This is a genomic window from Pseudomonas sp. HPB0071, assembly GCF_000478505.2.
GTDB classification, from domain to species: Bacteria; Pseudomonadota; Gammaproteobacteria; order Pseudomonadales; family Pseudomonadaceae; genus Chryseomonas; species Chryseomonas luteola.
Map to the genome: position 1 here is coordinate 3,258,839 of NZ_KI517367.1, position 12,848 is coordinate 3,271,686.

At 58.0% G+C, this 12,848-nt stretch carries 10 protein-coding genes and 1 riboswitch; of the genes, 1 reads left to right on the forward strand and 9 read right to left on the reverse strand.

Features of this window, described 5'->3' with window-relative positions; all coding sequences use genetic code 11:
* Positions 1-48: 48 nt before the first annotated feature.
* The 6 genes from uca to HMPREF1487_RS15250 form a co-directional block, all read right to left on the reverse strand.
* Positions 49-3,666 (reverse strand): urea carboxylase, encoded by a 3,618-nt coding sequence (uca, locus tag HMPREF1487_RS15225; protein ID WP_010797564.1) that lies wholly within the window; start codon positions 3,664-3,666, stop codon positions 49-51.
* A gap of 223 nt (positions 3,667-3,889) precedes the next feature.
* Positions 3,890-4,525 carry an urea amidolyase associated protein UAAP2 gene (locus tag HMPREF1487_RS15230; protein ID WP_010797565.1) on the reverse strand — a complete coding sequence of 212 codons (636 nt, stop codon included), beginning with the start codon at positions 4,523-4,525 and terminating at the stop codon, positions 3,890-3,892.
* Positions 4,526-4,536: 11 nt separating this feature from the next.
* Entirely contained in the window at positions 4,537-5,262 is a 726-nt protein-coding gene (locus HMPREF1487_RS15235) for an urea amidolyase associated protein UAAP1 (protein ID WP_010797566.1), read from the reverse strand.
* A gap of 10 nt (positions 5,263-5,272) precedes the next feature.
* A complete protein-coding gene (locus HMPREF1487_RS15240) occupies positions 5,273-6,046 on the reverse strand; it encodes an ABC transporter ATP-binding protein (protein WP_010797567.1) in 774 nt (257 codons plus the stop codon).
* The gene (locus tag HMPREF1487_RS15245) at positions 6,043-6,861 is read right to left on the reverse strand and encodes an ABC transporter permease (protein WP_010797568.1); all 819 of its coding nucleotides are present in this window, start codon (positions 6,859-6,861) and stop codon (positions 6,043-6,045) included. Before HMPREF1487_RS15245 ends, HMPREF1487_RS15240 begins: the two co-directional genes overlap by 4 nt.
* A gap of 56 nt (positions 6,862-6,917) precedes the next feature.
* Positions 6,918-7,982 (reverse strand): putative urea ABC transporter substrate-binding protein, encoded by a 1,065-nt coding sequence (locus tag HMPREF1487_RS15250; protein ID WP_010797569.1) that lies wholly within the window; start codon positions 7,980-7,982, stop codon positions 6,918-6,920.
* 54 nt (positions 7,983-8,036) lie between these two features.
* A riboswitch (guanidine-I (ykkC/yxkD leader) is annotated at positions 8,037-8,136 on the reverse strand.
* Positions 8,137-8,406: 270 nt separating this feature from the next.
* Here HMPREF1487_RS15250 and ung point away from each other — a divergent pair.
* Positions 8,407-9,096, forward strand: coding sequence for a uracil-DNA glycosylase (gene ung, locus HMPREF1487_RS15255; protein ID WP_010797570.1), 690 nt, complete (start codon positions 8,407-8,409; stop codon positions 9,094-9,096).
* Positions 9,097-9,138: 42 nt separating this feature from the next.
* Here ung and HMPREF1487_RS15260 read toward each other — a convergent pair whose 3' ends face one another.
* Genes HMPREF1487_RS15260 through plsB form a run of 3 tightly spaced genes read right to left on the reverse strand, consistent with a single transcriptional unit; the run spans position 9,139 to position 12,842 of the window.
* Positions 9,139-9,816: a DUF4197 domain-containing protein gene (locus tag HMPREF1487_RS15260; RefSeq protein WP_010797571.1), complete on the reverse strand. Its 678-nt coding sequence runs from the start codon at positions 9,814-9,816 to the stop codon at positions 9,139-9,141.
* 14 nt (positions 9,817-9,830) lie between these two features.
* A complete protein-coding gene (locus tag HMPREF1487_RS15265) occupies positions 9,831-10,316 on the reverse strand; it encodes a YbaY family lipoprotein (RefSeq protein ID WP_010797572.1) in 486 nt (161 codons plus the stop codon).
* 24 nt (positions 10,317-10,340) lie between these two features.
* Positions 10,341-12,842, reverse strand: a complete 2,502-nt coding sequence (plsB, locus tag HMPREF1487_RS15270; RefSeq protein ID WP_010797573.1) for a glycerol-3-phosphate 1-O-acyltransferase PlsB — start codon at positions 12,840-12,842, stop codon at positions 10,341-10,343.
* Positions 12,843-12,848 lie beyond the last annotated feature (6 nt).

Below are 12,848 nucleotides of genomic sequence, written 5' to 3' on the forward strand. Positions count from 1 at the left end.
TTCTGAGCCGGGTATCGCCTTGCTCGACCCGCCTCTGGTTAAGTTGGATCAGGCGTGCTCGATTACCATCATTCTTTGCCCGGCGCGTACAGGAGAGCCGGGCTGCACGCGAACGTCCTTTACGAGTCCATCGCAAGGCGAGAAGAGCGGAATCTCCATTTTCATGGATTCCAGAATCACCAGCACATCGCCGGCTTTGACCTCTGTGCCCGGTTCCACCTGTACCTGCCAGAGATTGCCGGCAATATGGCTTTCCACAGCGGTCTGCCCGGCAGTCAAGGGGGCATCCTCATCGGGCTCTGGCGTGACGTCTTCGCTTTCGAAGTGCGCCTGACCGGACTCGAGCCAGCGCTGGCGCTCGGCATTGAAGGCTGCCTGCTGGTGGGTGCGGAAGGTTTGAATAGAGTCCGCCTCTTTGGCAAGAAATGCCTGATAGTCCGCCAGGGACAGCTCGGTCTCTTCGATCTGCAAGGGATAACGACCCAGCGGAAAGTCGGCGCGTATCGTGAGCAGTTCTTCTGCTGACACCTCATGAAAGCGAATCTGGTCGAAGAAGCGCAGCAGATAAGGCTGGCCGCAGAAGGCATCGACCTGCTTGTAACGGTTCCACATTTGCAGCGTGCGGCCCACGAACTGGTAGCCCCCCGGGCCTTCCATGCCATACACGCACAGGTAAGCGCCGCCGATGCCGACAGAATTTTCCGCCGTCCAGGTACGGGCCGGGTTGTACTTGGTTGTTACCAGACGATGGCGAGGGTCCAGCGGTGTGGCTACCGGGGCGCCGAGGTAGACGTCTCCCAGACCCATCACAAGGTAGCTGGCGTCAAAGACGATTCGCTTCACCGCTTCAATGGAGTCGAGGTCATTAATGCGGCGGATGAATTCCAGATTGCTCGGGCACCAGGGGGCGTCCTTGCGGACAGTCGTTGCGTATTTTTCGATCGCCAGTTTGCACGCCGGGTCGTCCCAGGAAAGCGGAATATGGACGATACGAGAGGGTACGCGCAGATCGTTGGCGTTGCGTAATTCCCGCCAGGTTCGCTCGACCAGGATCAGCAGGTCATTGAGTGACAACTGCTCGGGGCGATAGTGAATCTGTAGCGAACGGATGCCGGGCGTGAGGTCGATGATACCCGGTAGGTCGAGGGCTTCTAGGGACTGCATCAGCGCATGTCCTCGGAAGCGCAGGACCAGATCCAGCTCAGCCGGCCCGATCTCTAGAAGCAAATGGGTATCACCAGAGAGCCGCGCTACCAGACGCTCGTCGTCGTGGCCGATGTCCAATACGATGGGGCTGATCAGCTTAGAGTCAGTGCCGGTCAACGGCAACACGTCATAATCAACGTTTGGTATCAGCGTTTCAGTCTTGACATGACGCGCCTTGGCCAGTAGACGTGCCGTCTCGATGCCGACCGGCACAAAGCGTACCCTGTCACCGGCCTTGAGCTGACCCATCTGCCACAGGTCTGCCTCGATAATTGTGACCGGGCAAACGAAACCGCCCAGGCTTGGGCCGTCTGGCCCGAGGATGACAGGCATGTCGCCCGTAAAGTCAACGGCACCGATGGCGTATGGATTATCGTGAATATTGGAGGGATGCAGACCGGCCTCGCCGCCATCTTCCCGTGCCCACTCCGGTTTTGGCCCGATCAGCCGTACGCCGGTACGACTGGAGTTGAAATGTACCTCCCACTCGGTATCGAGGAAGCGCTGGATGTAGGCCTCGCTGAAATATTCCGGCGCGCCGTGCGGACCGTAGATCACGCGCAGGGTGCGGGTATCCGTCAGCGAGGTGCACAATTCGGGCGAAAGGTTGGCACCTGCATGATGGTCCTGCGACGGGTACAGGTGCAGCACATCGCCTGCCCGCAAGGCACGACCGCCATGCCCGCCGAACTGACCAAGAGTAAAGGTGCTCTTGCTGCCGAGGTAATCTGGTAGATCCAGGCCGCCTCTCAGGCAGAGATAACTTCGCGCGCCGGCACCGCTGACCGTTCCCAGCGTCAAGGTTGCCCCGGCGGGGATGAACAGCGTGGTATTCATGGGTTGCGACACGCCATCAAGCTGTACAGGCAGTGCTGCCCCTGTCACGGCTACCACCGCAGACGTGTTGAAGCGCAAGGTCGGCCCGGTCATGGTGATCTCGAGCCCTGCAGTGCCCTCAGGGTTGCCCAGCAGGCGATTGCCCAGGCGCAAGGCGCGATCATCCATGGGGCCTGACGGCGGAATACCCACCGCCCAATACCCCTGGCGGCCTGGGTAATCTTGTACGGTCGTCTGAGTGCCCGCGCTGATGACCTCAAAGGTAGTAGCTTGATAAGTCAGGTTCTCCAGGCAGCGGGTCCAGGGGTTGCCTGAGGCGAAGGGGGTATCGGTGAGGATCTGACGCAGGTAGTCGCGGTTACTTTCTACCCCGTAGAGGCGGGTGCGTTGCAAGGCAAGGTTCAGTGCACTGCGCGCGGCGTCTCGGGAGTCGGCCCAGGTAATGACCTTGGCGATCATCGGATCGAAGTAGGGCGGGATTTCACAACCCGCTTCCACCCAGGTATCGATACGCAGGGCGCGACCCTCCGAGGGCGGAAACTCGACAGCGGTCAGCAGGCCAGGGCTGGGCTGGAAGTCGCGGCCTGGATCTTCGGCATACAGCCGCGCCTGGATGGCATGGCCATGTGGCTTTAAATGTCTGGCAAGTTCGGCCAGTGGGGGCAGATCGCCTGCGGCCAGCTCGATCATCCAGCGCACCAGGTCCACACCCCAAACCTGTTCGGTTACTCCGTGCTCGACCTGCAGGCGTGTGTTTACTTCCAAAAAGTAGAAGTGCTGGGCTTCGCTGTCATACACGAACTCGACGGTGCCGGCGCTCCGGTAATTGACCGCCTTGCCCAGCGTGATTGCTGCTGCGCACAGGGCTTCCGCCATGCCGTCAGGCAGGTTAGGCGCTGGGGTCTCTTCCAGCACTTTCTGGTTGCGGCGCTGTACGGAGCAGTCGCGGACACCTAGGGCAATCACGTCGCCCTGGCCGTCGCCAAAAATCTGGACTTCCAGATGGCGGGCGCGCTGGATGTATTTTTCAATGAATACGCCCGCGTCGCTGAAATTGTTCTGACCCAGACGTTTGACGGCGTCGAATGCTTCAGCGAGTTCACTGGCCGAGCGGCACACCCGCATGCCGATACCGCCACCGCCAGCGGTGCTTTTCAACATGACCGGATAACCCACGGTCTCGCCAGCCTTTAACGCAGCCTCCAGATCCTCCAGAAGCTCTGTGCCTTCGAGCATCGGTACGCCTTGAGCCTTGGCCAGCGCGCGGGCCGTATGCTTGAGGCCAAAGACACGCAGCTGCTCAGGAGTGGGGCCAACGAAGGCGATGCCGGCGGCCTCGCAGGCTTCGGCGAATGCGGCATTTTCGGAAAGAAAACCATAGCCTGGATGGATAGCCTGTACGCCGGTTGATGTAGCGATAGCCAGGAGCTTGGGCATATCCAGATAAGTAGCCGCGGCTGCGCCTTCACCCAGGCTTACGGCCTCGTCAGCGTGGCTCACATGCAGGCTGGCGCGATCGGCCTCGCTGTAAACGGCTACGCCTTTTACCTGGAGGTCGCACAAAGTACGCAGAATACGGCAGGCAATGGCACCACGGTTAGCGATCAGGAGTTTGGTGAACATGTCGCACCCTCGAAAGGGAGGCGGGCCGTCCCGCCGTAATTTCACGCTCCAGGGTCGTCCCGGGAGCCAAGTCGTTGTCATGCATAGCTGGAGGGGGTATAGCGGGGCGATACCTGTCGTTTCGGCGTCGCTCAGTCCCTTTTGCACTCAGAGCGTCGTGTATTCAAACACTGCCCGGAGCGGCTCTGGCAAAGAGTATGCAGCCAGGTGCGCAGTCGCTGTTTCAGTCCCATATCAGCACCTCTGCCGGAGTTGGGTTCCAGCCGTTGCATGGGTTGTTGAGCTGCGGGCAGTTCGAAATCATCACAATTACATCCGTCTCGGCGCGCAGTTCTACGTACTTTCCCGCGCCGGAGATGCCATCCTCGAAGGTCAGCCCGCCTTCAGGCGTCACCGGAACATTCATGAAAAAGTTGATGTTGGCAGCGATGTCGCGCTTGCCCAACCTGCCGTCATGGTGGCAGGCGCAGAGAAAGTTATCGCGGCAGCTATGCATGTAGCGCTTCTCCAGCGCATAGCGCACGGTGTTGCTCTCTTGGGCGCAGGCGCCGCCAAGCGTGTCGTGTCGGCCACAGGTGTCGGCAACGATGGTCAGGAGTGGATTGCCCAGGTTGGAATACAACACGGTCCCGGTGGTGAGGTAGACCTTGCCCTGTCGACGCAGCGTACGCTGGGCGTCATAGCGCTCGCGCGGGTTCGTCGCGCTATAGAACAAGGTATCAACAGCCTGATTGCCTTCGAGGTCATGAATGCGAATCGTTTGGCCGGCCTTGATCTCTTTCAGGTAAGGCGCACCCGCCGGGATGACCTCACGGTAGAGAGCGTCCTCAGGACGTTTTTCGCTAGCAGTCATGGTCATGGCAGTCGTCCTCACAGAAAGAAGCGTTCGGTGTTGATAAAGCCGCGAATATTCTCTTCACGGGATGTACGGCAGACGTCGGCCACGCCTGGGTCGGCGCTTTTCAATGTCAGCGTGACGGATTTCGGTGCGTATTTGGGTGTTGGGTCCAGCGGGTGCTGCAAGGCGGTGAGTACAACCAAGGTATTCATGGGTGCATACAGCTCGATGTAGTCGCCGGCTGAAGAGTTGCTTTCGATGAAGTGGAAGACGCCTTCGGCATCCACGTCCACCCGGCTGAACAGGTTCAGTGTCATGAGTAAATCTTCCTGCCCCAGCCCCCACTTGCCCATCTCTACCAGCAGGTTGTCAGTACCGTTGCGGTGAAAGCCGTTGCGCAGCTCCTGATATCGGCCGGGGCCGTACTTTTCAGTGACTTCTTCGGCATTTGCCACGCCACCAAAGCTGTCGTGCCAGCCGCAGGTATCTTCGACAATGGCGGCCAGCACGCGGCCCATGTCTGAATACAGGCAATGCCCTTTGGTGAGCTTGGCAGTGTGCTGGCATTTGAGTGTATCCGGCAGGTTCAGGCGTTCGCTCTTCTCCTGCGCGTTGAACAGCATCAGGCTGACATTGGCGCCGCCCAGTTCGTCGGTGATCCGCAGCAACTGGCCGCGTTTGACGATGAGCGAGGTGTGACCGCCTCCGGGAACGTGTTCTTCGAGCAACAGGGAAGCAACAGGGCGTGTTTCGTTCATAACAGGATCCTCAGTTGACGGCGGGTTGGCCCAGCAGGGTTTCCACCGACGTCAAGGCGCCGGAGGTTTTTCTGCGGTTTACCGGGATGTTGTAAGTAATGCGTGCGCCATAGGCGTTGGGCGCATGGGGATCGATACGCATCTTGTCGAATACCAACACGCGGCTGGCGAGAGTGAAGCCTTCGGAAAGATCATGGGTGACCATGAAGACGGTCAGCTTGTGCTCCTTCCACAGCTCGGTCAGCAACACATGCATGTCCTTGCGGATGCCAGGGTCGAGCGCACCAAAAGGCTCATCCAGCAGCAAAATACGTGGCTTCACAATCAGCGCCTGGGCGATGGCCAGACGCTGCTGCATGCCACCGGAAAGCTGGCTGGGGTATTTGTCGAGCGCATGGCCCAGACCGACCCTGTTCAGCATGGCCGCTGCCGTCTCGCGAAGGCGTCGCTTGTCGGTGCCGAACAGGCGACCCAGAAGACGTGAATGGGGGAGCTCCATGCCGATTACCACGTTATCCAGCACGGAAAGATGCGGAAATACGGAGTAGCGCTGAAAGACTACTCCACGGCTGGGATCGGGCTCGACACAAAGCGGTTGTCCATCCAACAGGATGTGCCCGCGGGTGGGGCTTTCCTGGCCTAAGAGCATCCGTAGAAAGGTTGATTTACCGCAGCCGGAAGCCCCTACCAGGGCACAGAACTCACCCTCTTGAATGCTCAGGTTCAGGTGTTCCAATACGACCTGATCACCGTACTGCTTCCAGACATTCTTAACCTGGATCATGAACGGGCTCCTGTGTCGTACCAGGGGAAAGCCCAGCGCGTCAGCTGTCGTAGGCCAACGTCCATGGCCCAGGCCAGCGCCGTGATCCAGACGACATACGGCACGATCACATCCATCGCCATGTAGCGGCGGACCAGAAAGATGCGGTAGCCGAGTCCGTCAGTGCTGGCAATAGCCTCGGCGGCAATCAGAAATAACCAAGCCGAGCCGAGCGCCAGGCGCAACGCGATCAGAAGACGAGGCAGGACTTGAGGCAGTACCACACGCAGAATCAATGTCCAGCTGTTGGCGCCAAGGGTTTGTGCCTTGATCAAGAGTTCCTGTGGAATCTCGCGGACCCGCTGCTCCATGTCGCGAATAAGCACCGGTGTAATACCGATGACGATCAGCATGACCTTCGACAGCTCACCCAAGCCGAACACGATAAAGAGGATAGGGAGGATCGCCAGCGGCGGCACCATGGAGAGTACGGTTACCAGCGGAGAAAGCGGCGCGCCAAACAGCGGAATGGCACCTGTGGCGATACCGACTACCAGTGCGATCGAAGCACTGATGACCAGTCCGGTAGCCAGGCGGGAGAGGCTGGACATTGTGTCCTGCCAGAACACATAGTCACCGGTGCGCTTGTCTTCCTTGAACGCCAGACGATCTATCGCTGCGGCCATTTGAGTCGCGCTGGGCAGGAGCTTGTCGTTGGGGTTTTCCGCTAGGCGGGTAGCCGAGCCGCTGAAGTAAGCAAACAGCAGCAGGGCGAAAGGCAGCAGGATGAGAAGCAGACGACTTCCGCGATCAGGCTGGCGATTGATCAGGCGCATGGTGGATTACCTGTGTAGCGGATATGGGCCGGCCCAAGAGACGGCCTAGGCCTTAGTCAAAGCGTGCCGTCAGCAGCCATTTGCACGTATGTCGGGTCGAAGCGCAGCTTCATATTGCTGGTGTCGCCCACCGTTACACCGCCGGCGAATGCCATGCCAATGGCATTCGCATCCGGCGCACCTTCGCCCAGCAGCCCATGATCAAAGGAGAACCGGGCAATCTTTTCCATCGTCTTTGGTAGCTCTGGGCTGAGTACGAAGCTCAGGGAGTCCTGAGGGGCATAGAAGAGCCTTGTATTGGCCAGCTGCGCCTTGAAACCCGCAAGGTCGGTACCCGATGCATTCGCCATGGCCGTGAGTGCTGCCTGGCCTTCAGGCGTTCCGGCTGTCATCAGGGCAGTCATTTCATACCAGGCGCCGGTCAGGGCCTTGCCGAGATTGGGGTTTTCCTTCAACGTTTCGGTATTCACCACCATCATGTCCATGATCTCGCCGGGAATCTGGCTGGAGTTGAATACTTCTGTGGTGTCTGGCGAAGTTTTGATTTCAGCGAGCAATGGATTCCAGGTCGCTACGTTCTGTACGTCCTGCGTGTTGAACGCGGCTACCATGTCAGCATCCGAGGTATTGATCGTAGACAGGTCCTTCTCGCTTAGGCCGACTGTTTCCAGCGCCCGGGCGAGCAGGTAATGGGAAACGGAAAACTGTACGAGATTGACGGTCTGGTCCTTGAGGTCCGCAACGGTTTTACTCTTGCCCTTCATGACGATGCCATCGTTGCCGTTGGAAAAGTCACTGACGATCAGAGCGGTCGTATCCACTCCGCCGGCCGCTGGAATGGTCAAGGCGTCCATATTAGTCATGGCGCAGCCATCGAACTGGCCGGCGGTGTATTGATTGATGGATTCGACATAGTCATTGAGCTGTACCACATCGATCGTAATGCCGTACTTCTTGGCCCCTTTGTCGATGATTCCGTGGGTCTTGGCTTCACCCCATGGCATCCAGCCGGCATAAATAGTCCAGCAGACCTTGAAGTCGTCGCGAGGTGCTGCCAGAGAAGGTAGGCTGACCCATGCAGTCAGACTGAGAGCGAGGGTGGCAAGCAAGCATTTACGCATGGAACCTCCGGATGAGTGGTGGGCAAGCAGGAGCAGAGCAGCGCAATGCGCGTCTTCTCCCGGGCTTTTGTCCCGCCGTGTAACCTCGTCGGAGGTCGATGACTCTCGGACCAGTCACTTACTTTCGTAAGCCGGAACCCTAGTCATCTATTTCGCCAAGTTGTGGTGCTGCGGTTCCGGCATGCCGGCTGCTCCTGCACATAGGTCGTATAGCTAGCACCATGCCAACTTCTCCAAACCCTGATAGCACATGGGTTGCGTTATGCATTGGGGCATTTGGAACGAGGTATCGTGCGCAACCTTGGGGCATTGCTCTATGCTTCGCACATTCATGGGGCGGAACCTGCTGGCAGGAAATGGGATGAATGGTTGACAGAGCAGATCACCTTTCCTACGGTGCGCTCGATTGACATGAGGACATAACGTGGACGACGACCGCATCAAACTGGAACCGCAGTGGAAAGCCGCACTGCGTGATGAATTCGATGCTCCTTATATGAAGCAATTGGGTGAGTTTCTGCGCAGCGAAAAAGCGGCCGGCAAGGTGATCTATCCGCCAGGCCCCTTGATCTTCAATGCGTTGAACAGTACGCCGCTGGATCAGGTAAAGGTCGTCATCTTGGGGCAGGATCCCTATCACGGCCCAGGGCAGGCCCATGGCTTGTGCTTCTCCGTACAGCCCGGTGTCCCTGCACCGCCATCCTTGCAGAATATTTACAAGGAATTGAAGCGGGACCTGAATCTGCCCATTCCTAATCATGGCTATCTACAGCATTGGGCCGAGCAGGGCGTACTGTTGCTCAACACCTCGCTGACGGTAGAGCAGGCCAAGGCCGGCTCCCATGCCAATGCCGGCTGGCAGCGTTTCACTGATCGTGTGATTCAGGTGGTCAGCGAGCAACGTAACCATCTGGTCTTTCTGCTGTGGGGTGCTCACGCACAGAGCAAGGAAAAGCTGATCGACACACAAAAGCATTTGATCCTGCGCTCACCCCATCCGTCACCCCTCTCTGCCCATCGAGGCTTTATCGGCAACGGCCATTTCAGCCGGACGAACAAGTTTCTGGAGCAGTCAGGCCTTACGCCCATCGACTGGGCGTTGCCGCCTTTGTAAGGCATCGGGCCGGGTTATTCGATTACTCGGCCCGTTATATCCTCAAAGCGTACTGAACACTTTTTTGGCAATGTTGGTAGCGGCGGCGGCCGGGTTTTCCCGGAGTGCGCGTTCCTGGTCAGCGATTACGGTGAATAACCCATTAAGCGCCTGGTCCGTGACGTAGCTTTCAACGTTTGCACTCTTGGCGTCCACCGCGCCGAAGGCAGCAGCTTTGCCAGCCAGGGCGTTGTATTGCTGAGCCAAGCCTACCTTGTCCGTTGCCTGCTTGATGATGGGCATCAATTGAGCGCGAAGCTGGTCTCGGCTGGAGCGATCCAGATACTGCGTGGCCGCATTGTCCCCGCCGGTCAGAATGCCCTTGGCGTCCTGAACCGTCATACGTTTGACCGCATCGATCAGCAGTGCCTGCGCCTTCGGCACAGCGGCTTCGGCAGCCTGGTTCATGCTGGTTTCCAGCTGTTCTACCTGCGCACCCATACCGAACTGCTTGAGCAGGGCGGATGCTTTGCCCAGTTTTCCAGGCAGCTCAATACGGACTTCCGGGTTGTTGGTGAATCCTCCCGGTTTACCCAGTTGTTGAACCGCGATTTGCGCGCCCTGAGTCAGTGCGTCCTTCATGGCGCTGGCGGAATCTTGTTGGGAAAAGTCAGACAGACTCAAGGCAAAGGCGTTGACCGATAAGGTTAAGGCCGCAAGCGTAAGCGCGAAACGTTTCATCTATATCCCTTGTATCAACGGACGGGGGTCAGCTTGATTTCAACCGGCTGGTCGTTGGTGCTATTGAGTTGCACCGGTATTGCCTTTGGTGTCAGGAACAGCGGGCGGCCACCCAGCAATACGCGAGCGCTGATGGCATAGCGCTGACCAGACTTGACCTTCGACGGATCGTAGTCCAGGCGGAAAGGGATAGGTGTTTCCTGTTTCACGAAAACGGTACGTTGTGCGAGGCGCCCTGAGGGCGTATCGCCCGTGGCCGCATTGTGCAGACTGACAGTCAGTTTGGCGGTAGGCGGCAAGGGTTCGGACTGTTCGAAATAGGCATCACCTTCCAGGCTACGTTTGGCCGGTGAAGGCGTACCGGGTTGCGGCATGATGACCGGAGGTTTGCTCGTGCTGGGAGTCGTAGGGGTAGGGCCAGGTTCGAAAACTGGGCGCAGCCCGCCGCTACAGGCCGTAAGCAACAGGCTGGTCAGACTTAACAGAACAATCTTGCGCATGACATAAGGTCTCTTCTGAATGGGTCAATCGGGCATCGGAACTGAGGGCGGAATGCTGGGTTCATCGGGCCGTTCCAATGCCACGTGTCGAATCGACAAGCGTATTTCGGCAGGCAGCATTCGCTTGCCAGCTTCTTCGGCCAGCTCGCCCAGCAGTTCATGGTGGCCAAGCTTGCCTTCGGCGTTCTTGTGCAGCACGCCTTCTTTCAATAACGTTTCGATAAAATGCCGGAACAGGCTTTTGTCAAAGAATTCCGGTGCGTTCAGTCCATGCAGGATGGAAAGTCGCCGTGCCATGACGGTACACAATTCCTCCAGCTCGCTGGCGGTTAGTCTACCCTGGCCCTGGTTGAGCAGTAGGGCAATGGCCATGTAATAACGCTGTAACGTTTGCTGAATGCTGCGGGCCAGCAGTGCCAGACGTACAAACTGCCGTGAGCTGGGAGGCGGGCGTTTGAAGGTCTCGTCCTCTTGCTGAAGCAGGTCATACTCCACCAGCGCTGCCAGCCACTGATCAATCATGGCGGGCAGCTCGTCGCGGTCCCAGCGGATGAACAGTTCGGCTTGTAAATAAGGGTATAGCGCCAGGGTAAACCGGTGAATCTGCTCTCGGCTCATGCGAGGCGTGTTCTGGAAGAAACTGGCCAGTAATGCCGGTAATGCAAAAATGTGCAGGATGTTGTTGCGATAGTAGGTCATCAGGATGGCATTCTGCTCATCGAGATAGAGTATACGGCCCAGCGCATCCTGTTGCTCGGCCAGCAGGTTCAGACTCTTCACGTAGTCCACCTGCGCTTGTCCGTCACCCTCGGGCAGGGTTGCAGAGGGCGAGTAGGGAACCTTTCGCAAAAGCCCCAGGTAAAGGTCTAGTACGCCAACCAAAGCGCGCTCATCCATCGCCTGTCGATGGGTGGATAGCATGATCAATGCCACCAGATTAACGGGGTTGATGGCTGCCGCATCGTTGATCCTGCGAGCCACCACCTCACCCAGGCAGTGAGTCAGCGTGCTGAACCACTCAGGGCGGGCATCATGATCAAAGGAGAGATTACGCCAGCCTTCCTGGCGCTGGTCCAGAAACTGCGGCAGGCTCAGGGGCTCGCCAAAATTGACCCACACCTGACCGAAGCGCTTGCGCAAGGCCCCTACGGCCTTGAACACATCAAAGATAGATTCCTTCTTCTTGGCCGCTCCCCGTAACTCGCCCAGGTAAGTGCGGCCTTCAAAGACCCGCTCGTAGCCAATGTACACTGGCACGAATACCAGCGAACGACGGGAGTCCCGCAAAAAGCTGCGCAAGGTAATGGCCAGCATGCCGGTGCGTGGCTGCAGCATCCGTCCCGTTCGCGAGCGACCGCCTTCTACAAAGTATTCGGTCGAGAAGCCCCGGGAAAACAGGGTGTGCATGTATTCATTGAAGACAGCGGTATAGAGCGCATTGCCCTTGAAGCTACGGCGCATAAAGAAGGCACCGCCACGGCGCAAAATATTTCCCACGACGGGCATGTTCAGGTTGATACCTGCTGCGATGTGTGGAGGCGTCAGTCCATTGTGAAATAACAGGTAGGACAGAAGCAGATAGTCCATGTGGCTGCGGTGGCAGGGCACATAAACGATCTCGTTGCCCTGCGCCACATTCTGGACGCGCTCGATATGATTTACCCGCAGCCCTTCATAGAGCTTGTTCCAGAACCAGGTCAAGATGACTTCAAGGCAGCGTACTACCGGATACGAGAAGTCCGAGGCTATTTCCTGGGCATACTCCAAAGCCTGCTGCTCGGCTTGTGCATGAGATGTGTTCCCATGCCTGGCTTCATGTTCGATTGCCTCACGAACCTGGGGGGCCTGGATCAGGCTTTTGACCAGATTGCGCCGGTGGGAGATATCGGGGCCGATAACCGCTGTTTTCAGGTTGCGAAAGTGCACTCTCAGGATACGCAGCACCATGCGTTGAGTGCGCTCCTGCCCTTTGTTCTGGGCGACAAGCCGGCTCAAATGGATGGGCTCGGAAAACAACACCCGTGTCATACGGCCCAGAACAACGATGCGTGCCAGTTTGCGTAGCCGGCCTGTAATGACCCAGTTATCTGTCCAGAGCAGTTTCCATAGGCTCGTTTCACGGTCAGGCGACTGCCCCCAGAACACGCTGACAGGTACGATCTGGGCATCTTCGACTGTGCTTTGGCCAACAGCTTCAAGCAGTCGGGTAAGGCAGGGCGGAACGTTACGCCTGGTAGGACGACCCAGCCAGTCAGGTGAGGGCGTTGTATAGATATAGGCATTCGGTTCGACCACATCCCCAATGGTTACGGGTGTTACCGGACGGGGCAGGCCATTTTTGATGCATTCGGCATCCAGGACGGCCAGATCGCTTAGCGAATGCTCCTGCAGGACATAGATCACCGGCTTGCTGCGGTCGAGCTTGAGGGTTACCGCTGACTGGTTGATAGTCTGCGAGCGAACCCAGGTGTACAGCAGGCGTTTGAAGGCGGCAAACAGCATGCGGCGAAAAGGGGAGCGATTCATGACATG

Bases quoted from the DNA above. Each gene is read 5' to 3' on its own strand.
- uca (WP_010797564.1), bottom strand. From the start codon at position 3,666: ATGTTCACCAAACTCCTGATCGCTAACCGTGGTGCCATTGCCTGCCGT.
- HMPREF1487_RS15230 (WP_010797565.1), bottom strand. From the start codon at position 4,525: ATGACCATGACTGCTAGCGAAAAACGTCCTGAGGACGCTCTCTACCGT.
- HMPREF1487_RS15235 (WP_010797566.1), bottom strand. From the start codon at position 5,262: ATGAACGAAACACGCCCTGTTGCTTCCCTGTTGCTCGAAGAACACGTT.
- HMPREF1487_RS15240 (WP_010797567.1), bottom strand. From the start codon at position 6,046: ATGATCCAGGTTAAGAATGTCTGGAAGCAGTACGGTGATCAGGTCGTA.
- HMPREF1487_RS15245 (WP_010797568.1), bottom strand. From the start codon at position 6,861: ATGCGCCTGATCAATCGCCAGCCTGATCGCGGAAGTCGTCTGCTTCTC.
- HMPREF1487_RS15250 (WP_010797569.1), bottom strand. From the start codon at position 7,982: ATGCGTAAATGCTTGCTTGCCACCCTCGCTCTCAGTCTGACTGCATGG.
- HMPREF1487_RS15260 (WP_010797571.1), bottom strand. From the start codon at position 9,816: ATGAAACGTTTCGCGCTTACGCTTGCGGCCTTAACCTTATCGGTCAAC.
- HMPREF1487_RS15265 (WP_010797572.1), bottom strand. From the start codon at position 10,316: ATGCGCAAGATTGTTCTGTTAAGTCTGACCAGCCTGTTGCTTACGGCC.
- plsB (WP_010797573.1), bottom strand. From the start codon at position 12,842: ATGAATCGCTCCCCTTTTCGCCGCATGCTGTTTGCCGCCTTCAAACGC.